24 protein-coding genes are annotated in these 26057 nt (G+C 63.7%); 8 read left to right on the top strand and 16 right to left on the bottom strand.

Annotation, left to right across the window (positions count from 1 at the left end):
* Nucleotides 1–8 precede the first annotated feature (8 nt).
* Entirely contained in the window at nucleotides 9–2168 is a 2160-nt protein-coding gene (locus AC1D1B_RS01590) for a hydantoinase/oxoprolinase family protein (RefSeq protein ID WP_477328963.1), read from the bottom strand.
* Nucleotides 2169–2278: 110 nt separating this feature from the next.
* Here AC1D1B_RS01590 and AC1D1B_RS01595 point away from each other — a divergent pair, with 110 nt between their 5' ends.
* Entirely contained in the window at nucleotides 2279–3061 is a 783-nt protein-coding gene (locus AC1D1B_RS01595) for a helix-turn-helix transcriptional regulator (protein ID WP_477328964.1), read from the top strand.
* A 98-nt stretch (nucleotides 3062–3159) separates the two neighbouring features.
* Here the strand turns inward: AC1D1B_RS01595 and AC1D1B_RS01600 are convergent, their stop codons facing one another.
* Nucleotides 3160–4101: a LysR family transcriptional regulator gene (locus AC1D1B_RS01600; protein ID WP_477328965.1), complete on the bottom strand. Its 942-nt coding sequence runs from the start codon at nucleotides 4099–4101 to the stop codon at nucleotides 3160–3162.
* An 88-nt stretch (nucleotides 4102–4189) separates the two neighbouring features.
* On the opposite strand from AC1D1B_RS01600, the gene AC1D1B_RS01605 reads away from it, so the two are divergent.
* Complete coding sequence (locus AC1D1B_RS01605; RefSeq protein ID WP_477328966.1) at nucleotides 4190–4606, top strand: nuclear transport factor 2 family protein; 417 nt, start codon at nucleotides 4190–4192, stop codon at nucleotides 4604–4606.
* A 21-nt stretch (nucleotides 4607–4627) separates the two neighbouring features.
* Here AC1D1B_RS01605 and AC1D1B_RS01610 read toward each other — a convergent pair whose 3' ends face one another.
* From AC1D1B_RS01610 to AC1D1B_RS01645, 8 genes are all read right to left on the bottom strand, one after another.
* On the bottom strand, nucleotides 4628–5209 hold the full coding sequence (locus tag AC1D1B_RS01610) for a DUF1349 domain-containing protein (RefSeq protein WP_477328967.1): 582 nt from the start codon (nucleotides 5207–5209) through the stop codon (nucleotides 4628–4630).
* A 15-nt stretch (nucleotides 5210–5224) separates the two neighbouring features.
* Entirely contained in the window at nucleotides 5225–6664 is a 1440-nt protein-coding gene (locus AC1D1B_RS01615; protein WP_477328968.1) for an aldehyde dehydrogenase family protein, read from the bottom strand.
* 165 nt (nucleotides 6665–6829) lie between these two features.
* Nucleotides 6830–7315, bottom strand: coding sequence for a hypothetical protein (locus AC1D1B_RS01620; RefSeq protein ID WP_477328969.1), 486 nt, complete (start codon nucleotides 7313–7315; stop codon nucleotides 6830–6832).
* A gap of 100 nt (nucleotides 7316–7415) precedes the next feature.
* The gene (locus AC1D1B_RS01625) at nucleotides 7416–8285 is read right to left on the bottom strand and encodes an ABC transporter permease (RefSeq protein ID WP_477328970.1); all 870 of its coding nucleotides are present in this window, start codon (nucleotides 8283–8285) and stop codon (nucleotides 7416–7418) included.
* A gap of 8 nt (nucleotides 8286–8293) precedes the next feature.
* Nucleotides 8294–9253, bottom strand: coding sequence for an ABC transporter permease (locus AC1D1B_RS01630; protein WP_477328971.1), 960 nt, complete (start codon nucleotides 9251–9253; stop codon nucleotides 8294–8296).
* Between the two features lie 37 nt (nucleotides 9254–9290).
* Entirely contained in the window at nucleotides 9291–10934 is a 1644-nt protein-coding gene (locus AC1D1B_RS01635; RefSeq protein WP_477328972.1) for an ABC transporter substrate-binding protein, read from the bottom strand.
* 34 nt (nucleotides 10935–10968) lie between these two features.
* On the bottom strand, nucleotides 10969–11745 hold the full coding sequence (locus tag AC1D1B_RS01640) for a DUF427 domain-containing protein (RefSeq protein ID WP_477328973.1): 777 nt from the start codon (nucleotides 11743–11745) through the stop codon (nucleotides 10969–10971).
* A 20-nt stretch (nucleotides 11746–11765) separates the two neighbouring features.
* Nucleotides 11766–13124, bottom strand: coding sequence for an LLM class flavin-dependent oxidoreductase (locus tag AC1D1B_RS01645; RefSeq protein ID WP_477328974.1), 1359 nt, complete (start codon nucleotides 13122–13124; stop codon nucleotides 11766–11768).
* A 192-nt stretch (nucleotides 13125–13316) separates the two neighbouring features.
* On the opposite strand from AC1D1B_RS01645, the gene AC1D1B_RS01650 reads away from it, so the two are divergent.
* Nucleotides 13317–15125: a dipeptide ABC transporter ATP-binding protein gene (locus AC1D1B_RS01650; RefSeq protein ID WP_477328975.1), complete on the top strand. Its 1809-nt coding sequence runs from the start codon at nucleotides 13317–13319 to the stop codon at nucleotides 15123–15125.
* An 89-nt stretch (nucleotides 15126–15214) separates the two neighbouring features.
* Here the strand turns inward: AC1D1B_RS01650 and AC1D1B_RS01655 are convergent, their stop codons facing one another.
* From AC1D1B_RS01655 to AC1D1B_RS01665, 3 genes are all read right to left on the bottom strand, one after another.
* Complete coding sequence (locus AC1D1B_RS01655; RefSeq protein WP_477328976.1) at nucleotides 15215–16225, bottom strand: sugar-binding protein; 1011 nt, start codon at nucleotides 16223–16225, stop codon at nucleotides 15215–15217.
* Between the two features lie 100 nt (nucleotides 16226–16325).
* Entirely contained in the window at nucleotides 16326–17306 is a 981-nt protein-coding gene (locus AC1D1B_RS01660; protein ID WP_477330501.1) for an ABC transporter permease, read from the bottom strand.
* A 52-nt stretch (nucleotides 17307–17358) separates the two neighbouring features.
* Entirely contained in the window at nucleotides 17359–18102 is a 744-nt protein-coding gene (locus tag AC1D1B_RS01665) for an ATP-binding cassette domain-containing protein (protein ID WP_477328977.1), read from the bottom strand.
* Between the two features lie 139 nt (nucleotides 18103–18241).
* Between AC1D1B_RS01665 and AC1D1B_RS01670 the strand changes: the two genes are divergently transcribed.
* The 5 genes from AC1D1B_RS01670 to AC1D1B_RS01690 are packed head-to-tail and all read left to right on the top strand — an operon-like array spanning nucleotide 18242 to nucleotide 23098.
* Nucleotides 18242–19477 (top strand): ROK family transcriptional regulator, encoded by a 1236-nt coding sequence (locus tag AC1D1B_RS01670; RefSeq protein ID WP_477328978.1) that lies wholly within the window; start codon nucleotides 18242–18244, stop codon nucleotides 19475–19477.
* Nucleotides 19478–19492: 15 nt separating this feature from the next.
* Complete coding sequence (locus tag AC1D1B_RS01675; protein WP_477328979.1) at nucleotides 19493–20572, top strand: Gfo/Idh/MocA family protein; 1080 nt, start codon at nucleotides 19493–19495, stop codon at nucleotides 20570–20572.
* Nucleotides 20572–21408 (top strand): sugar phosphate isomerase/epimerase family protein, encoded by an 837-nt coding sequence (locus tag AC1D1B_RS01680; RefSeq protein WP_477328980.1) that lies wholly within the window; start codon nucleotides 20572–20574, stop codon nucleotides 21406–21408. Before AC1D1B_RS01675 ends, AC1D1B_RS01680 begins: the two co-directional genes overlap by 1 nt.
* Nucleotides 21405–22208 carry an alpha/beta fold hydrolase gene (locus AC1D1B_RS01685; RefSeq protein ID WP_477328981.1) on the top strand — a complete coding sequence of 268 codons (804 nt, stop codon included), beginning with the start codon at nucleotides 21405–21407 and terminating at the stop codon, nucleotides 22206–22208. Before AC1D1B_RS01680 ends, AC1D1B_RS01685 begins: the two co-directional genes overlap by 4 nt.
* Nucleotides 22205–23098, top strand: a complete 894-nt coding sequence (locus tag AC1D1B_RS01690; protein ID WP_477328982.1) for an ROK family protein — start codon at nucleotides 22205–22207, stop codon at nucleotides 23096–23098. The genes AC1D1B_RS01685 and AC1D1B_RS01690 overlap by 4 nt, the downstream gene beginning before the upstream one ends.
* A gap of 25 nt (nucleotides 23099–23123) precedes the next feature.
* Here the strand turns inward: AC1D1B_RS01690 and AC1D1B_RS01695 are convergent, their stop codons facing one another.
* From AC1D1B_RS01695 to AC1D1B_RS01705, 3 genes are read right to left on the bottom strand one after another with little or no spacing between them, the layout of a single operon-like run.
* Nucleotides 23124–24122: an ABC transporter ATP-binding protein gene (locus tag AC1D1B_RS01695; protein ID WP_477328983.1), complete on the bottom strand. Its 999-nt coding sequence runs from the start codon at nucleotides 24120–24122 to the stop codon at nucleotides 23124–23126.
* A gap of 31 nt (nucleotides 24123–24153) precedes the next feature.
* A complete protein-coding gene (locus tag AC1D1B_RS01700; protein ID WP_477328984.1) occupies nucleotides 24154–25215 on the bottom strand; it encodes a Gfo/Idh/MocA family protein in 1062 nt (353 codons plus the stop codon).
* The gene (locus tag AC1D1B_RS01705) at nucleotides 25212–26051 is read right to left on the bottom strand and encodes a carbohydrate ABC transporter permease (protein ID WP_023668842.1); all 840 of its coding nucleotides are present in this window, start codon (nucleotides 26049–26051) and stop codon (nucleotides 25212–25214) included. Before AC1D1B_RS01705 ends, AC1D1B_RS01700 begins: the two co-directional genes overlap by 4 nt.
* Nucleotides 26052–26057: the final 6 nt, after the last annotated feature.

The following is a 26057-nucleotide window of genomic DNA, read 5'->3' on the forward strand; positions in this document are numbered from 1 at the left end:
GTGCCCTCTCAAGCGTGGGTGTAGTGCAGCAGCGTCCATTCATCGACATGGACACGGTCCTGCGGATGAACGACGAGCGTGGTGGCGGGATGTTCGATGATGGCCGGGCCGATGACCTCGTGGCCGGGCTGCAGCAAGTCCATCTCGTAGAGATTGGCCTTGTGCCAGCACCCGCCGATATAAGCCTCGCGCACGCCCTTGTGGGCGGCAGTCGGATCCGACTTGCCGAGCGGCCGCTTGAGCAGCACGGGCTTGACCTTGTCGGCGGTGGCGATCAGCCCGAGCTCGGTGATGGTGAAGCCGGCCTCGCCATAGCGCGACACGCGATGGTTGACCTTGGCGTAGACCGCCTCGAACTCGTCGATAACCCTACGCATGTCGTCGGCCGAATTGACCTCGGCAAGTGGCGCCATGACTTCGACGTCCTCGAGCTGGCCGGTGTAGCGCATCATCAGGAACGGCACGGTCTTGATCTTGTCGCGGGCATGGCCGTCGGTGATCATCTCGTCGACCGCAGCCTTGGTCAGGTCATTCCAGACATTGGTGACCTTTTTGCCGAAGGCGAGCAGTTCGTCATCGCTTGCCCGCGCGCCGATGTCGTGCTGCGTCGACACCGAATGGCGGCGCATGAAATCGGCGGTGGTGCAGCCGAAGGCCGAGAAGGCGGCGGCGAACTGGAAGGTGATGATGTCCTTGAAGCCGATGCCCCTGGAGCAGCCGGCCAGATGCAGGGGGCCGGAGCCGCCATAGGATAGCAGGGTGAATTCGGAGGGGTGGATGCCCTGGCCGGAGATGACACGGCGCAATGCGTTGTTGGCGTCGGCCTCCAGCATGTCGATCATGCCTTCGGCCGCTTCCTCGATGCCGACGCCAAGGATGCTGGAGCATTTTTCCTCGAACGCCTTGCGCGCCTTTTCGACTTGCAAGACGACCTTGCCGCCGAGGAAATAGTAGGGGTTGAGGCGACCGAGAATGGCGTCGCAATCGGCGATGGTTGGTTCGGTGCCGCCCTTGGCGAAGCAGATCGGGCCGGGATCGGAGCCGGCGCTTTCCGGCCCGAGCGAGACCTTCTTGGTCAGCGGGTCGACCTTGAGGATCATGCCGGCGCCGGCGCCGATCGTGTCGAGATGCAGCGTCGGCACGTTGAGCTTGAAACGGTCCATCAACGGCTCGTTTTCGATCCGCGTCTGGCCGCGCGAGATGACGCCCATATCGAAGGAGGTGCCGCCCATGTCCGAGCAGATCAGCGAGTCGTTGCCGATCAGCTTGCCGACATAGGCTGCACCGAGAATGCCGCCGATCGGACCGGAAATCATGGTTTCGTGCAGGCGCGGATGGTTGATCGAAGTCAGGCCGCCAAAGGACAGCAAAGTCTGCACGCCGTATTTGAAGCCGTATTTCTTCGAGACGTCCTCGATGCCCTTGAGCTGCTTGCGGCCGCGCGAGGTGGCGTAGGCTTCGATCAACACCGAGTTCAGCCGCGACTGTTCGCGGATGACCGGGCGGACTTCGTGGCTGGTGTAGACGAGAATGTCGGCGCCGGCCTTCTGCACTTCCTCGCGGCAGATCTCGGCAATGCGCTTTTCGTGCACCGGATTGACGTGCGAGAAGATGGTCATGATGCAGATCGCCTCGACCTTGTCGGCAATCAGCTTCTTGGCCGCAATCGAGACCTCATGCTCGTAGAGGGGCAGCACGATGTCGCCGAACTGGTCGATGCGCTCGGTGACGCCATGGGTGCGGCGGCGCGGCACCAGCGGATCGGGATGGTGATGGGTGACCGCATGCAGCCGATCGGCATAGGAATAGTCGGCCCAGGCCTGCAGGCCGCGGCCCATCAGGATCATGTCTTCCAGGCCCTTGGTGGTGATCAGGCCTAGCCTGCGGCCAGTGCGCGACAACAGTGTGTTGAGCATGCCGGTGCCGGAATAAAGCACGACGTTGACGCCGGAAAAGAGCGATTCCAGCGAGATGCCCCAGGCATCCGCCGCGTCCTCGGCTGAGGCCAGGAAGCCCTCGGCTTCGTCCTTGGGCGTGGTTGCCGACTTGCCGATCTTGAAGTGGCCGTCCTGATCGACAAGGATGGTGTCGGTCATGGTGCCGCCGGCGTCGATGCCGATGACGATGGGATTGCCGACGATGGGGCTGGTGAGGTTGGGTTGGGTCACGGTCGCCTCAGGATTGGTCTAGGATGGCTCAAGCTAGATTCGTTGGGCGGCCTTGCGCCATATGCCAAAAGACACAATGACGCTTTGACCGGGATCGCCGAGAAAAGGGCATGCGCATGGGCAGCAACATCTGGGCGCCGCTGGCCAGGGCGATCGCCGCCACCGGCACGGACAGACATGTCGACTGCCTGATCGACCTGATCGGCGCCGATATCGAGCACGACCTGGTGACGGTAACGCGCTATTCGGCGACGCAGACGCCCGAGTTCATCAAGCACCGGCGCTTCTCGGACGAAATGGTCCGGCGCTATCTCGACAACTACTACGTCTTCGACCCGTTCTATGCCTCATGGCGGCGCGAGCGACGGCTGGGCATCATGCCGCTGAAGCGGCTTGCCGATGATGAGGCTAAGCGCGGCCAGTACATAGCCGGCTTCCTGGCGCAGTCGGAGATCTGCGACGAGGTCGGCATCATGCTGGCCGATGGCGGCGACTGGTGCCTCGGCATTTTCCTCGACCGCTCGACCTCATCCTTCAAGGACAGCGAGATCGCGCTGCTGGATGAGCGGCTGCCGGTGTTCGAGGCCTTGCACGCGCTGGACACCAAGGCGCGAGGGACAGAGTTCTCCCGCACGTCTGCGCCGACCGGCCCCGGCGCCTCACCCCGGCAGGAGCCAACTATCCCGACGGACCTGTGGCCGGAGCTTTCTCTGCGCGAGCGTGAGCTAGTGCAGCTGATCCTCGCGGGACATCCGACCGCCAACATCGCTGAGCGGCTCGGCATCACCGTTGGCACGGTGAAGAACCACCGCCGCCGCATCTATGACAAGCTCGACATCACCACCGAGCGGGAACTGTTTTTGCAGTTCTTCCAGCACCGGGCGGAGAGATAGAGCGGTTCACCGTTTCAAGGAAACGGCGAACCGCTCTATCTCGTTGTTTTGACGCAACTCCGGACGGAAAACCGCTCAACACTTTTCCTGGAATTGCTCTAAGCTCCGGAGCTGATCGCCTCTGACTGACCCCGCGTCCCCCGGCGGATGGTATCGATGAGGGCGCGGAGCGCCGGCGCCATCTGCCGCTGGGCTGGATAACACAAATAGTAACCTGGAAAGGGCGCCGACCAGGCATCGAGCACCGGGACGAGGCGCCCTTCGGCGATATGCGCCTCGATCAGCTGCTCGCTCGCGAAGGCGATGCCGAGCCCGTCGACCGCTGCCTGCACTCCAAAGTCCTTCTGGCTGGAGATGACAGGACCTTCCACGGCGACCTCGAACCACTTGCCGTCCGCCATGAACTCCCACTTGTACGGAGTCGCCTGGCCAGGCCATCGCCAGCCGATGCAGCTGTGGGCGAGCAGGTCGCGTGGATGAATGGGCGTCCCGCGTCGCGCGAGATAGTCAGGTGAGGCGACCGCGGTCTGTCGCAGGTCGGGACCGAGTTTCACTGCGATCAGATCCTTGTCGATGACCTCTCCGAGCCGAACGGCAACGTCATAGCCCTCGGCGACGATATCCACCACGGTGTCGTCGAGCGTGACGTCCAGAACCACCTGCGGATAGGCATCGCTGAACGCCCGCAATATGGGCGTCAGGTAAAGGCCGGCGGCATTGTGAAAGCAGTGCATCCGCACTGTCCCGGCGGGGTGGGTTCGGCTTTCGCTTGTTTCGCCCAAAGCCTCGCCGAGCTGATCGACGGCGGGCTTCACGCGCGCGAAAAGTTTGGCGCCGGCCTCGGTCAGGGAGACGCTTCGGGTCGTCCGATTGAACAGGCTGACGCCCACGCGCTCCTCGAGCCCGCGGACCATCTGGCTCAGGGCCGAAGACGACACACCGAGCTTCTCCGCAGCGCGACTGAAATTGAGCGAGCCAGCCACCGCTACAAACGCGCGGAGCTGGTTGAAGTCGCCGGCAGACGGAAGGACAGGGTCCATGATTACCCGTGATTGAGTAGTTCAGCTAACAAGGCTGGTAAGGGCGTGCCGGTTAAACGCGGCCGCCGAACCCCTTATAGCAAGCGCATTGTCAGACCTGAAGGGAGCCATCATGACCACGTCAGACATCCAATTGCCTGAGATAGATGGGTTGGCCACGCTGGCGCAAACCTACTTCGATGCGGCCCATGATATGGACGCCGACAAGTTCGCTTCCATCTTCCACGAGGCGGCCTTCGTTACGCGGAGCGGCGAAAACGAAACTGTCGTCGTTACCCCTGTTGCCGCCTGGCTGGACACCGTTCGAACGCTGAAGTCGCCGCGAGAAACCGGTGCCGAGCGTAAGGACCAGATCCTCTCGATCAACCTGGTGCGCGACATGGCACTCCTCAAGATCAGCCTCCGAATCCCGCCGCGTGAGGTGACCGATCTGCTGTCGTGCCTCTTCCTCAACGGCCGCTGGCAAATCGTCCAGAAGGTGTTCAATGCCGAACCGCTTCGCTGATCGATCCGATCGAAGTCGCCGTCAGTCGTGCAATTGCCGCGAAATCGGCGGGCCGACGGTAAAGCCGGAAAAGGTGACTTCGAAACCCTCGCGTTGCGGCGAGCAGCACATCATGCCGACATCGACAGACCTGGAGACCGGGAAATAGGCCAGCCGCACCGGCTTCCAGTGGCCATCGGTGGAGTCCAGATACTGGATGCGGATCGCTTCGGCGTGGCGGGTCAGGCGGATGCGCACGCCATTGGGGTCGTTGGGGATGCTGAGCAGCGACCAGTCGGAAGTGTCGTTGGTGACGACGACGGAAAAATACGCCAGCCCGTCGGTGTATTCGATGCCGGCCTTGATCCAGTGCGTTTCGCTCAGCCGCAGCATCAGCCCGGCCTGGTCGTAAAGCACCTTGTAGTCGCCCTTGACGGTGACCTCGGCGCTGAAGTCGCCCTCGACCGACCGGTAGAGGAAATGGCCATTGTCACGCCAGAAGCCGTAGAAGGTCTCGCGCCAGAAGTCGGTTTCCTTGCCGGTGCGCACATGCACCGTATTGTCACCGACAGCGTGATGCGGCGGTGGGTTGAGCCAGGCCATTTCCTCTTTTGCCGAACTCATCGGTTCACCCACCGATTAGCCGGCAAATGTATAGGCCGTCTTCACCGTGGTGTAGAACTCCGCGGCATATCGGCCCTGCTCGCGCGGACCGTAGCTCGAACCTTTGCGGCCGCCGAACGGGACGTGGAAATCAACGCCGGCGGTCGGCAGATTGACCATCACCATGCCGGCTTCGGAATTGCGCCGGAAATGCGTGGCGTGCTTGAGGCTCGAGGTGCAGATGCCGGAGGTCAGGCCGAAGGGCGTGTCGTTGGCCACCGCCAGCGCCTCATCATAATCCTTGACGCGGATGACGTTGGCGACCGGCCCGAAGATTTCCTCGCGCGAAATGCGCATGGCGTTGGTGCTCTCGGTGAACAGCGCCGGCCTGAGATAAAAGCCGGGCGTTTCGCGGTCGAGCCGCTCGCCGCCGAAAGCAAGATTGGCGCCTTCCTGGCTGCCGATGGCGATGTAGTCCTCGTCCTGCTTCAACTGGCTCGCGTCGACAACAGGCCCGATCTGGGTCTTGGCGTCGAGCGCATCACCGATGACGAGTTTTTCCAGGCGCTCCTTGAGCGCGGCGACGAAGCGGTCGTGAATGCCTTCAGTCACCACCAGGCGCGAGGAGGCCGTGCAGCGCTGGCCGGTCGAGAAATAGGCGCCGTTGATGGCGCACTCGACAGCCGTGGCGAGGTCGGCGTCATCAAGCACGACCATCGGGTTCTTGCCGCCCATTTCGAGCTGGAACTTTCGCATGTGCTCCACACTTGCCGCCGCGACGCGTTTGCCGGTGCCGACCGAGCCGGTGAAGGTGATGGCGTTGAGGTCGGGGCTGTCGAGCATGGCCTGACCGACCACCGAGCCCTTGCCCATGACGAGGTTGAGCACGCCTTTCGGCAGGCCGGCACGATGCAGGATGTCGACAATGGTCCAGGCGCTTTCGGGGACGAGTTCGGCCGGCTTGAAGACGATGGTGTTGCCGTGGGCGAGCGCCGGCGCGATCTTCCAGGTCGGAATGGCGATCGGGAAATTCCATGGCGTGATGATGCCGACCACGCCAACGGCTTCGCGGGTGATCTCGACGCCGACACCGGGCCGCACGCTGGGCACCAGTTCGCCCGACAGGCGCAGCGTCTCGCCGGCGAAAAAATCGAAGATCTGGGCGGCACGGATGGTTTCGCCAATGCCCTCGGCCAGGGTCTTGCCCTCCTCGCGCGATAGCGCGCGGCCGATCTCGTCCTTGCGCGCCATGATCTCGTCCGACGCCTTCTTCAGCACGGCATGGCGAACCAGCGGCGCCGAGCGCGACCAGGCCGGGAAAGCGGCCTTGGCGGCCGCAATGGCCTGCTTTGCCTGTTCGGCACCCGCCGAGGCATATTCGCCAACCACATCGCCGGTATCGGACGGGTTGATGTTGCGCGAGCCGGCCTCGCCCACCCACTCGCCATCGATCAGATTCTTGCGGAACAGTGTCATATCGCGGTCTTCCTTGTCATGGTTCGCTGGCGGCGCCGTATGCCTGAATCATTTATCAGACAAATGACGACACTGTGAGGGCAGAGATTGGCTGCGGACTGGATAGCCGATGGCGCGCGACTGCGAAAGCCGCGACTGCGCCGGACAAATTGAAGCGGGCCTTTGTCAGGTCGGAAAAGTCCAGAACAGGCAGGCCAGCGTCGCCGCGGCGAAGATGACGAAGAACAGGCTTCTGAGCAGGATGCTACGGCGCAACTCGTTCATGGTGAAATGGCAGCCGATGATTGCCGCGGCGAACAGGAAACGCCAGTTCACCAGCGCCCACAGCACGCTGCTCTGGCCAAAAGCCCAGCGAGCGACGAGGCAGCCGACAATGGTCGCGAACAAGGCGATCACGGCCCAGAACAGCGCATCCGCCGCATGGGTCAAGACGATGCCGGCGGCTCGAATGGGCAGGATCATCATCAGCATGGCGCTGAAGAAGTAGACGGCGGCGAGCGGCAGGAACGAGCTGGCATCGGCAATGCCGTCCAGCCGCCTCACGCCGATCGCGCCATAGGGATAGCCGTGCCTGGCCACCGCCAGGCTGAGCGCCATGAGCAATGCGGTGAACACCGCGACCAATGCGAATGTGGAGAGAGCCTTGCTCATGCCATTCCTTGTTTTGGAGCCCGATCCGGGCCGAATCACAGGGAATGATTTTAGCGCACGGTCCGCGATTGCGCGTCAGCTTTGCTGAGCGTTCCGCTCTTCACCGGTCGCTGTTTTCGAAGGCGCCCATGCCTTGCGCGATCAGATTGGTTGCCATGACCAGCGAAACGATGGCGGCGGAGTTGAAGATCACCACCCACCATTTGCCGCCGGTCAGGAAGCCGTAGCCGTCGGCGACGGCCAGTCCCCAATCGGCGGAAGGTGGCTGGATGCCGAGGCCGAGGAAGCTCAGAGTCGCGATCGAAAAGAAGGCGTAGCCCAGCCTTGTGACCAGTTCGATGAGGATGGTTTCCCGGACATTGGGCAGGATCTCCAGGAACATGATGGCAAGGGAACTTTCGCCGCCGAGGCGGGCGGCGCTGACGTAGTCGCGTTCGCGCTGCTCGCGCACGGCGGCGCGCACCGTTCGCGCCACCAGCGGCGCATAGGCGATGCCGATCACCAGGATGACGGTGAGGTTCGACGGCCCGAGCGCGACCAACGTCATGGTGACGAGAACGATAAAGGGAAAGGCCATCAGCGTGTCGAGCAGCCTGGCGCCGATGGCGTCGACCAGCCCGTCGAAATAGCCGAGCACCAGTCCAAGCACGCTGCCGGCGGCAACGCCCAGCAAGGTTGCAGCCGGCGCGACCAGCAGGATGTCGCGCGAGCCGACGACGATGCGCGACAGCACGTCGCGGCCGAGCTGGTCGGTGCCGAACCAGTGCGCGGCATCGGGCGGCGCCAGCATGACCAGGAAATCTTCGGCATAGGGGTCGTAAGGCACAAACAGGCTGCCGAACACGGCGCAGCCGACCCAGAACAACAGGATCAGCGACCCGACGATGACCGAGGGCGGCAGTTGCGAAACAGCCTCGCAGATCCGGCTTGCTGTCCGCCAACCCAGCGCGCCGCGTCGCGGCAATTCCATCAGTTCCATCATGGCGACACACGACGGCGTTGCCGCGGATCGAGCAGCGCCTGGACGAGATCGCCCGCAGCGGCCGACAGCACGAAAATCGTCGCCATCACCAGCACGCCGGCTTCAAGCATCGGGAAATCGCGCGCCTTGGCGGCGTTGAGGACAAGATTGCCGAGGCCTTGAATGCCGAACAGGGCGTCGATCACCACCAGCCCGCCAAGCATGTATCCGGTCTGGGTCGCCAGCACGGCGATGGTCGGCGTCAGCGCATTGCGCAGCACGTGGCGGAGAAGGATTTCGCGCCGCTCAAGTCCTTTCAGGACGGCGGTGCGCGTATAGTCGGCGGCCAGTGCCTCGATCACGCCGGCCCGCGTCATGCGGGCGATGTAGCCGGCAAGGTTCAGCACCAGCGGCAGCGCCGGCAGGATCAGGTAGTAGCCGCTGATCCACAGCCCGGCGCCATCGGGCGCAGCGCCGGTGATCGGGAACCAGTTCAGCCAAAGACCGAACACGATGAGCAGCAGCAGGCCGGAGACGAAATCCGGGACGATGCCGAAGGATACGCCGGCGAGCACGATCAGGCGGTCGATAAAGCGGCCCTGGTTGAGCCCGGCAATGATGCCGGCGCCAATGCCGAGGGGCAGCAGAAAGACAAGGATGACGCCGGCAAGGGCTGCCGAGCGCTTGAGGCTTTCGAGCACGAAGGGCGCCACAGGCAGGCGCAGCGACAGCGAGGTGCCGAAATCGCCTGACAGTGCGCTGCTGAACCAATGCCAGTACTGGACGAGGACCGGCTGGTCGGCGCCCAACTGCTTGTTGAGCGCGGCGACCGCCTCGGCGTCGGCGAACGGCCCGAGCATGAGGCGGCCGACATCGCCAGGCAGAACCTGCCCGGCGAAGAACACCAGCATGCTGACCAGCCACAGTGTGAGCAGAAGCGATGCTGCCCGCACCGACAAAGTGCGTCCGGTCAGCATCGGGTTCCGGTTCCCTGCATGGCTGGACGTTTCACGATCATGCCTGGGCGAAGGTGACGCGGTCGAGCAGCAGGTGCGAGATCGCCGTGAAGCGGACGCCCTCGACCTTCGACGAGACGATGCGGCTGTATTGCGAGAAGTAGGTGATGATCAGCGGCGTCTCGTCGAGCAGCAAGGTCTGGATCTTGCCGGCGGCAAGGCGTTGCGCCTGAAGGTCGCGGGCCTTGCCGTACTCGAGCAGCAACCCGTCATAGGCCGGGTTGTTGAAATGCGCCGCGTTCCAGGCGCCCGAACTCTTCAGCGTCGCGTTGAGGAAGATGTCGGGCGTGCCGCGATGGCCGAAATCGGTGATGCCGAGATTGGAATCAAGCCATGGCGAGCTGCCGAACTTGGCCGAGCCGTAATAGGCGTCCTGCGGCAGCACGTTGAGCTTGATGTCGATGCCGGCCTTCCTGGCGAAATTCTGGATCAACACCGCATAATCGGGAATGTCATAGGCGCGTTCGGTGGTCAGCGTCACCGGGAAGCCGTTCGGCACGCCGGCCTCGCCAAGCAGGCGCTTGGCCTCGGCGATGTCCTGCTTGCGCTGCGGCACCGACGGATCGGTCGAGGGGAAGATCGGCGCAAACGGCGTGTCGTTGCCGACGATTGCGCGGCCCTTCAGCAAGCCCTTGACCACCGCCTCACGGTCGATGGTGAGCGCCAGCGCGCGGCGGATGCGCTTGTCGGTGAACGGCGCCTGGTCGGTCCTCAGATGCACCTCGTCATGCGAGCTTGCCTGCACGCTCAAGAGCTTGAAATTGGGATTGCCCTCGATCGCCAGTTCCAGGCGGGTCGTGCTCGGGATGACGTCGAGCTGGCCGGCCTGCAGCGCCAGCACCTGCGCCTGTTCGTCGTCGAAGAACTTGATCTCGACGCGGTCGGGCAGCGCCTTGTCGCCCCAATAGTCTGGGTTTCGCACAAAGCTGGCGCCTTGCTTGGGACGGAAGGATTCAAGCTTGAACGGGCCGGTGCCGTTGAAATTCTTCTCGAAATCACCGGCATAGTCGGCCGGCAGGATGACGGCATTGTAGACGTCGGAGGAGACATAGAAGGGGAAGTTGCTGTTGGGGCCGTCGAGATCGAAGGCGATGGTTTCGTCGTCGACAACCTTGGCGCCGCCCTTGGACAGGATGCCCTTGTAGGCCGACAAGGCCGATGAACCGCTGGCCGGATCGACCAGCCGCTCGAAGCTCGCCACCACGTCCTTGGCGGTGACGGTGCGGCCATCGTGGAACTTTACGCCCAGCCGCAGCTTGAATGTCCAGCGGCTGGCGGTCTCGTCGGCCTCCCAGGACAGAGCGAGCCTCGGCTGCAGACCGTCCTTGGGATCGTCGAGGACGAGATATTCGCCGACTTGGCTGATGACACCGATGCTGGCCGGATCGGTGATCGAGACCGGATCGATCGCCTTGGTCGGCTGTCCGAGCCCAACACGGACCGTGCCGCCGGCGCCGGCAGCACGCGCCGAGCCAAAACCAACCAGCCCTTGCGAGGCGGCAAAGCCGGTGAGGCCGATCAAGGCGGCGTATTTCAGCAGGTCACGGCGCTTGAGGAAGCCGGCCTGGTGTTCGTCGACGGCGACATTCCAGATGTCGCCGGAAAGGTTGCGAAGCGTATCGATGTCGTTGCGTTTGGTCATTTTGAAACCCCTGTCTGAAATGACGATTGATGTTCTATGCGACGGGTTCGCCGTCGAGATGGATGCGGTCGACGGCCTGCGGGTAGAAGGCGATCAGGCCCTTGATCTTGGGCATTTCGGCAATCGGATCGCGGTAGCTCCAGGCGATATCAGGGCTCACCGAGCCATCGGCGAGCAGGCCGGACCAGTAGGAAGCGATGCCCTTGTAGGGACAGCGCGTCGTGGTGTCCGAGGCGACCAGCCGGTCCAGCCTGACATCGTCCGGATGCAAATAGAAACGGGTCGGCAGATGCGTCTCGAACAGCAGCACCGGGCGATGGCTGTCGGCGATCAGTTCGCCGTGGAACCAGATCTGGACATGGCTTGAACTCTGCAGGACGTCGATGCGGGCGTATGGGTCCCGCGCGTGGACGAAGACCTCTTCCTCTTCTTCGAACCATTGGTCGACCGCCTTCCAGGTGAAAGCGATGCGGCCTGCCAGCGGCGCCAGGTTTTCGTCCGGCGGCGCGACAAACGACCAGGCCGCGTTGGGCGAGGCTTTTTCTCCGGTCTCCAGGTCCCAATAGGTGGTCTCGCCGCCGATCGGATGCGGCTGGCGATGCTCGGAGGGCTTGAGCAGCGAGCGGTCTACCGACGAGGCCGGGAAGAAATAGATCGGCAGGAAATGGTTGGAGCGCAGCACCAGCACGTTGCGGCTGTCGGCGATGGTGCGGCCGGCGAATTTGACCCGGATGCGCTTGGGGCTGCGCAGGACATTGATGAGCTGCGGAGCCGCGGCTTCGCGGGGCTGGAGTTTTGGCGCTGCTGTCATGATCGTTGCTCCGAAGCGGGTCAGGAAACGGCGCGCGCATTGTCGCGCTGTTCGGCAAAGCGGTTGGCCGGCCGCGCCAGGCCGAAGCGGTCGCGCAGCGTTCCCGGCGCGTATTCGGTTGGGAATACACCGCGACGCTGCAGCTCCGGCACGACCTGCTCGGCAAAATTCACCCAGTCCTCCGGCAGCAGCGGGAACATCAGGTTGAAGCCGTCGGCGGCACCTGCCTCGAACCAGTCCTGCAACTGGTCGGCGATCTGGTTGGGCGTGCCGACGACAGTCGGCACCGAACCGCTGTTGGCGAGCTTGCGGGCGATCTCGCGCAGAGTGAGGTTCTGCTTGGACCATTCCTTGACCCGGTTGAGCGAGGTGCGGCCGCCATTGAAGGTGCTCTCGTCTGGCAGCGGCGGCAGCGGGCCGTCCGGCGGATAGACCGAGAGATCGACGCCGCTCCAGCTGGAGAGAAGATCGATGCCGACGCGATCGGGCAGCAAGCTCTGCAGGTACTCCTGCCGCTCGCGGCCTTCCGCCTCGGAGCTCGCGACAATCGGCAGGATGCCCGGAAGGATCTTGAAGCTCTCGGGCTTGCGGCCATAACGGGCGAGCCGCTCGTTGATGTCCTGGCGGTATTTGATGCCGTCTTCCCTTGTGCTGTAGATGGCGAAATGCGCGTCGGCGTGGGCGGTTGCGAAATTCTTGCCGTCTTCGGAAGAGCCGGCCTGGACGATCAGCGGATGGCCCTGCGGCGGGCGCGAAACATTGAGCGGCCCCCGCACCTTGAAGTGCTGGCCCTTGTGATTGATCGCATGGACCTTGTCCGGATCGGCGAAATAGCCCGAAGCCTTGTCGAGCAGCAGGGCCTCGTCCTCCCAGCTGTCCCACAGCGCCTTGACGATATCGAGGAATTCAGTGGCGCGGTCATAGCGGAAGGCGTGCTCGATGTTGCCGTCGCGGCCGAAATTGCGGGCCTCCTCGTCCATGGCCGAGGTGACGACATTCCACGACGCCCTGCCCTTGCTGATATGGTCGAGCGAGGCGAACATGCGGGCGACATTGTAGGGCTCGCTGTAGGAGCTGGATGCGGTGGTGATCAGGCCGATATGTTTGGTCACGCCGGCAAGGGCAGACAGCAGCGTCAGCGGTTCCAGGCGGGCATTGGCGTAGTGCGCGACACCGCTTTGCACCGAATCCCAGATCGCGACGTGGTCGGCGACGAAGATCGTATCGATCCTGGCGCGCTCGGCTGCCTGCACGAGATCGCGGTAGAAATCGAAGTCCAGCACTTCGCGACCCGGTGCTCGGGGATGGCGCCACGCCATGCGATGATCACCCTGCGGATTGAAGAAAAATGCGCTGAGGATCATGTGGTCGCGTGCCATGCCGGTCTCCTTCCAGAACTGCTCCAGCGGACCGTCGCGATGCCTCGACCGGCTGCGACAATCTCACCTGAGCGATGAAAGGTAGATTGCGCTCCAACGTTATTCGAGTAATTTTATAGAGATTATATGTTGCGTAAGCGGAAGCGATTGCCCTCGATGGCGGCGCTGGAAGAAAGTGGTTTCAAGGCCCCCATGTCGTCATCGGTTCTGAAGGTAGAACAGCTCACCGTCGCCTATGATGGGCGCCGGGCATCGCATCCGGCCGTCAACGGTGTGTCGCTGCGTATCGGCGAAGGCGAGGCGCTCGGCCTTGTCGGCGAGTCCGGATCGGGAAAGAGTTCGGTGGCGCTCGCCATCTTGCGCTATCTGCCGCGCAACGCCCGGATCGCCGCGTCGGCGCTCGAGTTCCAGGGCCGGGAGATCCGTGATCTTTCCACCGAGCAGCTTCGCCGGCTAAGGGGCGATCGCATCGCCGCCGTCTACCAGCATCCGGGCGCCGCACTCAATCCGGCCATGACCATCGGCCGGCAGATCACCGAGACCATCATGCGGCATCGTCCGGTCCGGCCGGATGAGGCGCGCGGACGCGCCGCCGAGCTGCTCGGCCGCGTGAGGGTGAGCAATCCTGAGCGGGTGCTCGATCTCTATCCGCACGAATTGTCCGGCGGCATGCAACAGCGCGCCAACATCGCCATCGCCATTGCGCTCGACCCCTCGCTGCTGGTGCTGGACGAGCCGACGACGGCGCTGGACGCCAGCGTCCAGTCCGAGATCATCGCCATCCTGCAAGACCTGCGGCGCGACCACAAAACCAGCGTTTTGCTGATCAGCCACGACATCAACATGGTCCGCCGCGCCTGCGACCGGGTGGCTGTCATGCAGTCTGGAACGGTAGTCGAAAGCGGCATCGCCAGCGATGTCTTCGAAAACCCGACCCACGCCTACACCAAGGCGCTCATTGCCTCGATCCCGGCGCTTAACTTCACCAAGCGTGACGGCAGACTGGCCGAGACGCACACAACCGGCCTGCTCTCTCGTTTGCCTGTCCACAGCGATCAACCGGAAGCCGTGCGTCCAATCGCGGTGGCCTGCAAAGGCATCAGCCATGCCTTCGGCGCGCAAGCCGTGCTGCACGACATAGAGTTGCAGATTGGCCAGGGCGAGACATTCGGGCTGATCGGCGAATCCGGATCCGGCAAGTCGACGCTGGCAAGGATCGTCACCGGGCTGCAGGTGCCGAACGCCGGATCGGTCGAGCTGTTTGGCCGCGCGGTCGCGGCGCGTGTCGAGAAGAGAAGTGCGAGCGAACGGCGTGACGTGCAGATGGTCTTCCAGTCACCCGACCGTACGCTCAACCCGCGCCAGCGGATCGGCAGGATCCTCGGCCGCCCGCTGCGGCGGCTGGCCGGCCTCGGTCGCGGTGAGGTGAGGCAGCGCGTCGGCGACCTTTTGGCCTCGGTCCGTCTTGCCGCCACGATCGTCGACCAGAAGCCGCGATCGCTCTCCGGCGGCCAGCGGCAACGGGCAGCCATTGCGCGCGCCTTCGCCGGCGTGCCGAAGCTCGTCGTGCTCGACGAGCCGACCTCTGCGCTCGACGTTTCCGTGCAGGCGACGGTGCTCAATTTGCTCAACGACCTGCAGCGCGACAAGGACACGACCTACCTGTTCATCAGCCACGACCTCAGGGTGGTGCGCTACATGGCCGACAGGATCGGCGTGCTCTATCGCGGCCGGCTGGTCGAGACCGGTTCGTCAGAGCAGATTTTTCGCGGGCCCAACCATCCCTATACGAAACTGCTTCTGGCCGCGTCCTCGGATGAGACGACACCGAGAGTTCCGGCTCAGCTTGATCTCGCTGCGCAGGACACCGAGACCTCTGGATGCGCCTTCGCCAACCGCTGTCCAATGGCCCTGCCCGACTGCCGAAAGGCGCAACCGCCGGTCAGGCAGGCCGGCGACGGTCATCTGATCGCCTGCTGGAGAGACGCAAGCGATCTCTGACTGCGAAGCGGCTGGGCCAACCGACAAGCCTGCCCTCGAAGAGATGTCCCCCGGCCGATGCGGCCGGAGGACGGGCTTGGGAGGCCTGATCAGTTGGCGACCTTGCCGCAGGTCGTCAACGCGTCTTCCGGCGTGCATATCTCGGTGCCGGTCTTGATGAACGGCTCGACCGTGCCGCCCTTGCTCAGCTTGTCCAGCGCCATGATGGTCTCGAAGCCCATGTCATAGGGGCGCTGGCCGATATTGTAGTGGCTGAGGCCGGCGGCGAGCAGCGGCAGCTGCGGACCGAAATTGTCGCCGAACACGACGACCAGATCCTTGCTGTCGAGGCGCGCCTTCAGCGGCGTCATTGCCTGCTTGTAGGCTTCCGGTGCGTATTGCGCCCAACCGCCGACCGCAACGAAGGCGCTGAGGTCGGGGGTGTTGGTCATGACGTCGCGCACCTGCTGGGCGGCAAGCGTGATGTCATCATTGTTGTAGACCGGGCAGCCGGCCGGCTCGGTCCAGCCATTCTGTCCGGTCAACGTCTCGACGCCCTTGTCCTTGGTGACGCCGGCCAGCGTATCGCGGATGCCTTGCACGCGCGCCTTGAGGTTTTCAGAAGCCGGTGCGCCGGACTGGATGCAGACGGTGCCGTCCTTCTTGTGGGCAAGCACCTTCTGCGCCAGCGCCACGCCGAACTCGTAATTGTCGGTGCCGATATAGGTCGAGCGCAGACCGGCATCTTCCGGCAGCACGTCGGTGTCATAGGTGACGACCGGAATGCCCTTTTCCTTGGCCATCTTCATGATGCGGGCCATGGCTTTCGGATTGCCGGCCGAAATGCCGAGGCCGGCGACGCCGCGCGTGACCATGTCCTGCGCCAGCTGCACTTCCTTGGCCTCGTCATATTCCGTCGGCCCGATATAGGTGCATTTGACGTCGCCGAGCTTCTTGGCGGCGGCTTCGCAGCCGGCCTGGATCGGCGGGCTGAAGGCGTTGTTGAGGACCTTGAAGACGAGCGCGAATTCGCGCTCCTCGGCATTGGCTTGGACGGCCGTCATACCGATTGCAAGACAGGCGAGAGAGAGCGTGGTTTTAAGCGTTTTCGACAGCGACATTTGTTTCCTCCATTTGGGTTCGCCGTGACGTGTCCGCTCGGGTTTTTGTTGGAGCATGATCTTTTCCGAAAACCGGTTTCCACTTTTCGGGATCATGCTCTTAGCGTCGCACAGGGCGGATTCTTTCCAGGAGGACGGCTGCAAGGATGAAGCACCCTACAAACGTGCCCTGCCAGAACGGGTTGACGCCTGCCAGAAGCAGCGCGTTGCGAATGGTTTCGACGAGAATGGCGCCGATGCCGGCGCCAAGCGCCGAGCCGAAGCCGCCGGTGAGCGATGCGCCGCCGATCACGGTCGACGCGATGACCTGCAGCTCGTAGCCGGTGCCGATGGAGTTGGTCACCGCGCCCAGCCAGCCGACGAGGAAGATGGCGGTGATGGCGACCATGAAGCCGCTGAACGCATAGGCCGAGATCTTGATGAGATCGACAGGGATGCCGGACAGCCGCGCCGCCGGCTCGTTGCCGCCAATGGCGAAGAGATAGCGGCCCCAACGCGACATGGTCAGCAGGAAATGCAGGACGATCACGCCGATGATCAGGGCGTAGACCACATTGGGCAGGCCGAATGTGTAGCCACCGCCGAGCGCGACGATCGCATCGCTTGCCCGGCCGAATTCGTAGAACACCTGGTTGTTGGTCAGCACCAGCGCCAGGCTGCGGCCGATCGACAGCGTCGCCAGGGTGACGATGAAGGGCGGCAGCTTGACGTAGGAGATGATCGCGCCGTTGACGGTGCCGCACAGCACGCCCATCGCCAGCGTCGCCACGATGCCGACGACCAGCGGCATGTCGGCGTTGAGCACGATCCCCAGCGTGACCCCGCACATGCCCAGGATCGAGCCGACCGAAATGTCGATGCCGCCGCTGATGATCACCGGCGTCATGCCGATGGCCATGATGCCGATGAAGCAGGCGTTCTGGAAAATGTTGAGCAGATTGCCAGGCGTCGCGAATTTCGGCGCGATCATAGACACGACGAGGCCGAGCACCAGGATGGCGAGCGCGATCCAGGTTTCCTGCGCCAGAAGCACGCGGTTCAACAGCGTGCGGCTCGACCCTTTCAGAAGGTCGATCTCCATTCCGGGATGGTCGTCGGGGGCGCTCATGGCATGGCTCCGTGGAAAGGCTGTTTCAGGCGGTCTGGATGGCGCCGGTGATCAGGCCGGTCACTTCCTCGGGGCTGGATTGCGCGATCGGCTTGTCGGCGACTTTGCGGCCGCGGCGCATCACCACCACGCGGTCGCAGACCTCGAACACGTCTGGCATCCGGTGGCTGATCAGGATGACCGAAAGGCCCTGGTCCTTCATGCGGCGGATCAGGGCCAGCACTTCGGCGACCTGCCTGACGCTGATCGCCGCGGTCGGCTCGTCCATCAGCACGATCTTGGATTTGGCCAGCCGGGTCCTGGCGATGGCCACCGCCTGCCGCTGGCCGCCCGACATGCGCACGACCAGATCGGCGGGCCGTGTCTCCGACTTCAGCTCGCGAAAGATCTCGGCCGAGCGCGTGTTCATGCTCTTGTGGTCGAGCACCTTCAGCGGGCCAAGCTGCTTCATGATTTCGCGGCCGAGGAAGACATTGGCCGACGCGGTCAGATTGTCGCAAATCGCCAGGTCCTGGTAGACGACCTCGATGCCATGCCTGCGTGCATCGGCGGGCCCCGACAACTGCACCGGCTTGCCTTCAAGGACATAGGTGCCAGACGTCGGCTGGAAATTGCCGGCGATGGTTTTGACCAGCGTCGACTTGCCGGCGCCATTGTCGCCCATCAGGCCGAGAACCTCGCCCTCATTGATGTCGAGCGAGACATTGTCCAGCGCGCGGACGGCACCGAAATCCTTCACGATATGTTCGAGACGCGCTAGAACCGGCATCGCATCCTCCCATGCCAATTTGTAAGTTTTGGATACAAATCATCGTTTGAAACTTGGGTCAATAGGCTTGGAATGCCAAATATTTTGTTGCAGCGTACCCTATTTTGGCTCTTTCAAACCGCATGGAAAGTAAATTAGTATGGTAGTCAAACAAATCGCGGAGGAAGACGTGCTGGTATCGACCGATCTTCGGCCGAATGAAACGCGGGCCCTTGCGGCGCTGTTTCGTGCCGGCGCGTTGAGCCGGGCAGCGCTGGCGCGTGATCTCGGCCTGACCCGTTCGACCACCGGCGCCCTGGTGCTCGGACTGACCGAAGCGGGTCTGGCGCGGGAGCGGCCGGATGGAGGGGATGAGGAGCAGGACGGCGAGGGCCGGGTCGGTCGCCCCGGAATCCTGGTCGAGATCGAAGGCAATGGCGGCTTCTTCCTTGGCGCCTATATCGGCGTCAACTGGATCGCGACTGTCGCTGTCGATCTTGCCGGTGCGCAGCGTGCCAGCGCCTCGAGGGCTTTTGCCGGCCCGGGCAGCACGCCTGAAGCCGCGGTCGCCATTATCGGGGAGCTCGTCGCCGAGATCCGCTCGCAATTGCCTGCGGGCACGCGCCCCTATGGGCTCAATGTCGCCGTGCCCGGCTTCCCCGCCGCTGATGGCGTTTCATACCATGCCACCATCCTTGGCTGGCATGGGGTCAATCTGGCGGAACTGCTGGGCAACGCCTTTGGCGACGATTTTCCGATCCTGCTGGAAAACGACGCCAATGCGGTTGCGGTGGCCGAGACATATCGGGCGCAGCCGGGAAAGGACGATGAGGATGCTCTGGTCATCCTGATCGAGAACGGCGTTGGCGGCGGCATCATCAATGCCGGCAGGCTGCATCGCGGCCGGCTCGGCGGCGCTGGCGAAATCGGCCATCTGCGCATCGGCGATGACGGTTTCGTTTTCGACGCGAAACGTCCGGGCCGACTGGAATCCTATGTCGGCAAGGACGCTTTGCTGGCTCGCTATCTGCACATAAGCGGACGGCGCGCCGGCGTGGACGAGTTCGTCGCAGCCCTCGCCGGCGGCGATCCGGCAGCCGTCGCCACCGCGCGCGGCTGGGCGCTCTGGTTCGGCCGCGGCCTGGCGACGCTCACCTGCACCTTGCAGCCGGAGCGCATCATCCTCTCCGGCTCGGTCAATGCCATCTATCCCTTTGTCGCCGAACAAATCGAGGCTTTCCTGTCGGACTTCCTCGCCGAAGGCTATCCCGTTCCCACAATCGAACTGTCGCGTGTCGGCGCCGACGGTCCGGCATTGGGCGCTGCCTGCCTGCTGCATCAGGCTGCTCTGTCGGGCGATCCGCAATTTCAACTTCGCGGCCTCGCCGCGCGCTAATCAGGAGAAAGTTCCATGCCTCGCAAAGACGAAAAGCGGCTGCGTGTCGGCGTGCTCGGCTGCGGTCCGATTGCGCAGGCGGCGCATTTCGAATCCTGCACCAAGGCGCGCAATGCCGATCTCTATGCCATCTGCGATGTCGCCGACGATCTGCGCGACAGGATGGCCGCGACCTACGCGCCCGAAAAATCCTATGCCGACTACGGCCAGATGCTGGCCGATCCCAACCTCGATGCCGTCATCGTCGCGACTTCGGATACGTTTCACGTGAAGGCCGCGGAACTGGCGCTCGATGCCGGCAAGCACGTGCTGTGCGAAAAGCCGCTGGGTGTTTCGGTCGAGGAGGTTGAGAGCCTGAGAGCCGCGGTCGACAAGAGCGGCAAGGTGCTCCAGGTCGGCCATATGAAGCGCTTCGATCCCGGCATCCAGGCGGCCAAGGCTTTCGTCGACCACGAGATGGGCGAGCGGCTGGCGTTCAAAGGCTGGTATTGCGACAGCACCCACCGCTACCCGATGACCGACGCGGTGCAGCCGCTCATCATCACCAGCGCCAAGGCGCGCAAGCCTTCGGTCAATCCCAAGGCGGATCTGCGCCAATACTACATGCTGGCGCATGGCAGCCATCTCATCGACACGGCCCGCCATCTGCATGGCCCTATCGAGGCCGTCGAGGCCCGGCTCACCGAGCGCTACGGCGCCTATTGCTGGTTCGTCACCACTATCTTTGCCGACGGTACGGTCGGCCATCTCGACCTGACGGTCGCCGTGCGCATGGACTGGCACGAAGGGTTCCAGATCTACGGCCAGAACGGCAGCGTTCTCGCGAAGACCTATAACCCCTGGTACTACAAGAGCAGTGAGGTCGACATTTTCCGCGAGGCCGATGGCAGCTGGCATCGCACGCTTGGCGCGGACGGTCACTTCTATCGCCGCCAACTCGAAGGCTTTGCCGATGTCGTGCTGAGTGGTGTGCCCATGGTCGGCGCCGGCATCGACGACGGCATCGCATCGGTCAGGGGAATGGCGGCCATAGCGCGCTCGGCCGCTGCCGGCGGCCGCGCCGTCCGTCTCCCCGATGTCGACGGGGTCGTGTGATGCAGCTTGGAATTTTCGCCAAGACCTTCGCCGCCACAGGTGCCTTGCCCGTGTTGCGCGCGGTCGCGGATGCCGGCTACACTGCGGCACAGTTCAACATGGCGTGCCTTGGCCTGCCGTCCATGCCGGACAGCATCGAGCCCGGAGCGGCCCGATCCGTCGCAATGGCGAGCGGCAAGACCGGCGTTTCGATCGCGGCCGTGTCTGGGACCTACAACATGATCCACCCCGATCGCACGGTTCGCGATCAGGGGCTCGCCCGGCTCGAAGTGCTGGCTGCGTCATGCGCTGACATCGGCACGCGGCTGATCACGTTGTGCACCGGCACCCGGGATGCGCAGGATCAGTGGCGCTGGCATCCCGACAATGCCTCTGACGCCGCCTGGAGCGATCTTCGGGCGGAGATGGAAGCGGCGATCGCGATTGCCGAGCGCTTCGACATCGAGCTTGGCATCGAGCCTGAGCTGGCCAATGTCGTCTCCAGCGCGCGGGCCGCACGCCGCCTGCTCGACGAGATGAACAGCAAGCGCCTGCGCATCGTGCTCGATCCGGCCAATCTGTTCGAAGTGGCGGACAGCGCCGAGCGCCACCGCCTGATCGACGAGGCCGTCGACCTGCTGGCCGCTGACATCGGCCTCGCCCATGCCAAGGACCGCAATGCCGATGGCAGTTTTACCGCCGCCGGACAGGGTATCGTCGATTTCCCGCATTTCATTAGCCGCCTTCGAGCCGCAGGATTCGATGGCCCCCTGATCACGCATGGCTTGACGGAGGCCGAGGCGCCCGGCGTCGGCGCCTTTCTGCGCAGCGTGCTGGAAGCGAGCGAGCGCGCGTGAAAATGACCTTCAACCGCGATGGCGTCGACCTTGCCTACCAGGACATCGGTGCCGGCCTTCCCGTCATCTTCCAGCATGGGCTGGGCGGCGATGAGGCGCAGGTCGCCGACGTGTTTCCCGACCTGCCGCAGACGCGGCGCGTGACGCTCGAATGCCGTGGCCAGGGCGGATCCGGCTACGGGCCTGTCGAGCGGCTTTCGATCGCGACGTTTGCCGAGGACGTTGAAGCGTTGGCTGACGATCTCGGCATCGGTCCGGCCGTCGTCGGCGGCATTTCGATGGGCGCGGCGCTGGCACTGCGCCTGGCGGTGCACAGGCCGGCCCGGGTGCGGGCGCTGGTACTGGCACGGCCTGCCTGGGTATCCGAGGCTGCCCCGGCCAATATGAAACCTTATGCCGTGGTCGGCGACCTGCTGATGCGCCATTCGCCCGAGCACGCCAGGCGTCTGTTCGATGAAAGCCCTGTTGCCGACGAACTGGCGAGGCTGGCGCCGGACAATCTCAGCAGCCTGCAAGGCTTCTTCAATCGTCCGGACCCGGTTCTGTTCGGCAGGTTGCTGGTGGCCATCGCCGGCGATGGTCCCGGCGTCAGCGAGGCGGACATCCGCGCTATCGCGGTGCCGGCTCTTGTCATCGGCCATGACCATGACCTCGTCCATCGACTGGGCGACGCGCAGGCGCTGGCCGGTCTCATTCCGTCCGCCCGGCTTTGCACCATCACCGCGAAATCGCAGGATCGCGCCGCCTACCGGCGGGAATTTCGCGCCTGTCTTTCGGAGTTTCTGGAAACGCTCGCATGACGGATCAGATAACTGACGACACGATCGCCGTGGTCGAGATCGGCGGCACGTCGGTCAAGGTTGGCTTCGCCGACCACCGCATCCCGGTGGATTTTGCCCGCACCTACGCAACCGCGCAGCTGCGCCAGGGGGCGCCGGTGGCGGGATTGGCCGATGCTGTCACCGCGGCCTGCCGCGATGCCGGCCTCAAGCCCGCACGCGTCGTTGCGACCGTGCCCGGCTTCATCGACCGCGATTTCGACACGGTGCTGCACACGGCCAACATTCCGGAACTGAACGGCATCCGGCTGGGAACCGAACTGGCATCGAGGCTCGGTATTCCCGTCCGCCTGGAGCGCGACGTCGTGCTGCAATTGCTGGGCGAAAGCGTTGCCGGCGCGGTGAAGCGGCAAAAGGAAGTGCTGGCGGTCTATCTCGGCACCGGTATCGGTGCTGCCTATCTCGGCAAGGACGGCATTTTCCGGGGTGGCGGCTGGGCGCTCGAAATCGGCCATATGCCGATCTATCGGCCAGGCGAAGGCGAACTGCTAAACCGGGTCGAGACCTATGCCTCGGGGGCAACGCTCGTCGAACTCGCGACGGACTACGATATCCCGGTGGCCGATCTGTTTTCGGCGACCGGGCAGCCGCCGTCGCTGCGCGAATGGCTCGACGAAATTGTCTGGCAGCAGGCGGTGACCATCGCAACGGCAGCCGCTTTGTTTTCCCCGCAGACGATCCTGATCGGCGGCGGTATCGTCGACATGAAGTCCTATCCCCGCCAGGCGCTCAAGCAGCGCATCGCGGAGAGCCTGCCGCATTCGCTTCTTGTCCAGCCTTTGGACATACGCTGGGCGGCCCTGGGCTGGCAGGCAGCCATTCACGGCGCGGTGCTGCTCGGCACGGTATGATCGCCTTGGTGCTGTCGGCGGAGGATTACTTGATCGTCTTCCCGTCCGCCCCAAACCGGTATGTCTTCCCCGGCTCCGGCGTCGCATACAGCGTCGCGCCGGGCTCCGCGTCGTAGACGCCGAAAATGCGCACCGTGATCAGCCCGGCTTTTTCGCAATCGAGATAGAGGTTGGTGTCGGCGCCGAGATGTTCGGCGTGCACCACCGTTCCCTTCCAGGCGCCGGACTTCGCATCGACGGTGAGGTGCTCCGGCCGCACGCCGATGGTCTTTGCGGTTTCGCCTAGCCGCGCGCCGTCAATGAAGTTCATCTTCGGCGAGCCGATGAAGCCGGCGACAAACTCGTTTGCCGGCGAATTGTAGAGTTCCATCGGTCCGCCGATCTGCTCGATCTTGCCGGCGTTGAGCACGACAATCTTGTCGGCCAGCGTCATCGCCTCGACCTGGTCGTGAGTGACATAGATCATCGTCGCCTTCAGCCGGCGATGTAACTGCGCGATCTCCAGCCGCGTGTTGACGCGCAGCGCGGCGTCGAGGTTCGACAGCGGCTCGTCGAACAGGAACAACTTAGGCTCGCGCACCACAGCGCGGCCGATGGCGACGCGCTGGCGCTGGCCGCCCGACAGTTCCGCCGGCCGCCGCTCCAGATAGGGCTCCAGCGACAGCATCGACGAGGCAATGCCGATGCGGCGCTCGATTTCGGCCGCCGGTGTGCCGGCCTGTTTCAGGCCGAGGCCCATATTGTTCTTCACCGTCAGATGCGGGTAGAGCGCATAGGTCTGGAACACCATGGCGATGCCGCGTTTTGCCGGCGGCGTGGCCGAAACATCGGCACCGTCGATCACCACCCGGCCGGAGGTCGAGTCCTCCAGCCCGGCAATGACCCTGAGCAAGGTCGACTTGCCGCAGCCCGACGGGCCGACGAAGACGACGAATTCGCCATCCGTCACTTCGAGGTTGATGCCCTTCAGCACCTCGACCGGCCCGAAGGCCTTCTTCACATTCTCGATTACCAGCGAGCCCACGGCTTCGTCCTTGTTCTAGAGTTTGACCCTACTAGAGTTTAATTGGGGCGCCGCTGCGCACACTCTCATCGGCGGCAAGGCAGACGGCGAGCGACTTCACTGCGTCGTCCATGTGGCGGGTCAGGTCGATGTCTTCCCGGATCGCTTTCAGCACAAAGGCCTGTTCGAGGTCGCAGAGGTCCTGATGGCCGGGTTCGCCTTCCATCGACAGCATCTCGTCCGGCCTGGCGAACTTGCCGTCGGCGCCGGTCGCCGCACTGTGCAGGCGGATGGTCGAGGTCTTGGTGTGGGTGTCGATGTCGTCGGACTTGACGCCCTCCTTCATGACGATCGACACGCAGCCATTGGGCGAGATCACGTCCTTCACGAAGAAGGCGGTTTCGGAAATCATCGGTCCCCAGGCGGCCTCGTACCAGCCGACCGAACCGTCATCGAACAGCACCTGCAGATGGCCGTAATTGTACATGGTCGGCGCGACCTCTTCGGTCAGCCGCAGCCCCATGCCACGCACCTCGATCGGCTTGGCGTCGGTGATCTGCAGCATGACGTCGAGATAGTGCACGCCGCAATCGACGATCGGCGACGTCGTCTGCATCAGCTGCTTGTGCGTCTGCCAGGTCGGGCCTGACGATTGCTGGTTGAGGTTCATGCGGAACACATAAGGGCCGCCGAGCTTGCGCGCCTCGGCGATCAGCCGGACCCAGGACGGGTGGTGGCGCAGGATGTAGCCGATCACCAGCTTCTTGCCGTTGGCCTTGGCCGCCGCGACGACGCGCTTGGCGTCGGCAACCGTCGTCGCCAGCGGCTTCTCGACAAAGACATGGCAGCCGGCCTCGAACGCCTTCACCGCATAGTCGGCATGGCTATCGGAATAGGTGGCGATGCAGGCGACATCGGGCTTTTCGTCACGCAATGCGTCGTCGAAGGAGCGCCTGATGCCATAGCCCGACAGTCCTTCCGGCAGCAGCACATCGGACCGGTTGATCAAGGCCGCGATCTCGAAGCCCGGATTGGTGTGATAGGCCAGCGCATGGCTGCGGCCCATATTGCCGAGGCCGGCGACGACAACGCGAAGAGGCTTTTCTAAACTCACTTGACGGCTCCGGAAGTGATGCCGCGGATCAGCTGCCGCGAGAAGATGACGTAGAGGGTCAGCACCGGCATGATCGCCAGCGAGAGCGCCGCCAGGATGGCGTTCCAGTTGGTGACGAACTGGCCAAGGAACAGCTGCGCGCCGAGCGTCACCGTCTTGGTCTCTTCCGACGGCGCCAGGATCAGCGGGAACCAGAGATCGTTCCAGATCGGGATCATGGTGAAGACAGCGACCGTCGCCATCGAGGGCCGCACCAGCGGCAGCACCAGCCGGAAGAAGATCGTGTATTCCGACAGCCCGTCGATGCGGCCGGCATTCTTCAGATCGTCGGACACCTGCTTCATGAATTCCGACAGGATGAAGACGGCAAGCGGCAGGCCTTGCGCTGTGTAGACCAGGATCAGCGCCGTCAGCGTGTTGACCAGCCCGCTCGCCACCATCAATTGCAGGATGGCGACGGTGCCGAGCCGGATCGGGATCATGATGCCGAGCGCCAGATAAAGCCCCATCAGCGTGTTGCCGCGGAAGCGGTATTCCGACAGCGCGAACGCCGCCATTGCGCCAAACAGAAGCACGAAGAACAGCGAGGCGACGGTGACGACGAGGCTGTTCTGGAAATAGTGGATGAAGTCGCCCTGGCCGATCACCGTAGTGTAGCCGATCAGGTCGAAAGTCTTCGGCGTCGGCGGCGTCAGCGGCTCGCTGAAGATGCCGGCGCGCGATTTGAACGAGTTCATGATGACCAGGATCACCGGAAACAGCGCGATCGCCGTGTAGGTCAACAGGATCGCGTGGGCGCCGATGGTGCGGGGGAGCGAACGGGTGGCGGTGCTCATCTCATG

This window comes from Mesorhizobium sp. P2_C5_2, from assembly GCF_056404535.1.

Coding starts and splice junctions, on each gene's coding strand:
- AC1D1B_RS01595 (WP_477328964.1), top strand. CDS start 2,279: ATGCGCATGGGCAGCAACATCTGGGCGCCGCTGGCCAGGGCGATCGCC.
- AC1D1B_RS01600 (WP_477328965.1), bottom strand. CDS start 4,101: ATGGACCCTGTCCTTCCGTCTGCCGGCGACTTCAACCAGCTCCGCGCG.
- AC1D1B_RS01610 (WP_477328967.1), bottom strand. CDS start 5,209: ATGAGTTCGGCAAAAGAGGAAATGGCCTGGCTCAACCCACCGCCGCAT.
- AC1D1B_RS01615 (WP_477328968.1), bottom strand. CDS start 6,664: ATGACACTGTTCCGCAAGAATCTGATCGATGGCGAGTGGGTGGGCGAG.
- AC1D1B_RS01620 (WP_477328969.1), bottom strand. CDS start 7,315: ATGAGCAAGGCTCTCTCCACATTCGCATTGGTCGCGGTGTTCACCGCA.
- AC1D1B_RS01625 (WP_477328970.1), bottom strand. CDS start 8,285: ATGGAATTGCCGCGACGCGGCGCGCTGGGTTGGCGGACAGCAAGCCGG.
- AC1D1B_RS01630 (WP_477328971.1), bottom strand. CDS start 9,253: ATGCTGACCGGACGCACTTTGTCGGTGCGGGCAGCATCGCTTCTGCTC.
- AC1D1B_RS01635 (WP_477328972.1), bottom strand. CDS start 10,934: ATGACCAAACGCAACGACATCGATACGCTTCGCAACCTTTCCGGCGAC.
- AC1D1B_RS01640 (WP_477328973.1), bottom strand. CDS start 11,745: ATGACAGCAGCGCCAAAACTCCAGCCCCGCGAAGCCGCGGCTCCGCAG.
- AC1D1B_RS01645 (WP_477328974.1), bottom strand. CDS start 13,124: ATGGCACGCGACCACATGATCCTCAGCGCATTTTTCTTCAATCCGCAG.
- AC1D1B_RS01650 (WP_477328975.1), top strand. CDS start 13,317: ATGTCGTCATCGGTTCTGAAGGTAGAACAGCTCACCGTCGCCTATGAT.
- AC1D1B_RS01655 (WP_477328976.1), bottom strand. CDS start 16,225: ATGTCGCTGTCGAAAACGCTTAAAACCACGCTCTCTCTCGCCTGTCTT.
- AC1D1B_RS01660 (WP_477330501.1), bottom strand. CDS start 17,306: ATGGAGATCGACCTTCTGAAAGGGTCGAGCCGCACGCTGTTGAACCGC.
- AC1D1B_RS01665 (WP_477328977.1), bottom strand. CDS start 18,102: ATGCCGGTTCTAGCGCGTCTCGAACATATCGTGAAGGATTTCGGTGCC.
- AC1D1B_RS01670 (WP_477328978.1), top strand. CDS start 18,242: ATGGTAGTCAAACAAATCGCGGAGGAAGACGTGCTGGTATCGACCGAT.
- AC1D1B_RS01675 (WP_477328979.1), top strand. CDS start 19,493: ATGCCTCGCAAAGACGAAAAGCGGCTGCGTGTCGGCGTGCTCGGCTGC.
- AC1D1B_RS01680 (WP_477328980.1), top strand. CDS start 20,572: ATGCAGCTTGGAATTTTCGCCAAGACCTTCGCCGCCACAGGTGCCTTG.
- AC1D1B_RS01690 (WP_477328982.1), top strand. CDS start 22,205: ATGACGGATCAGATAACTGACGACACGATCGCCGTGGTCGAGATCGGC.
- AC1D1B_RS01705 (WP_023668842.1), bottom strand. CDS start 26,051: ATGAGCACCGCCACCCGTTCGCTCCCCCGCACCATCGGCGCCCACGCG.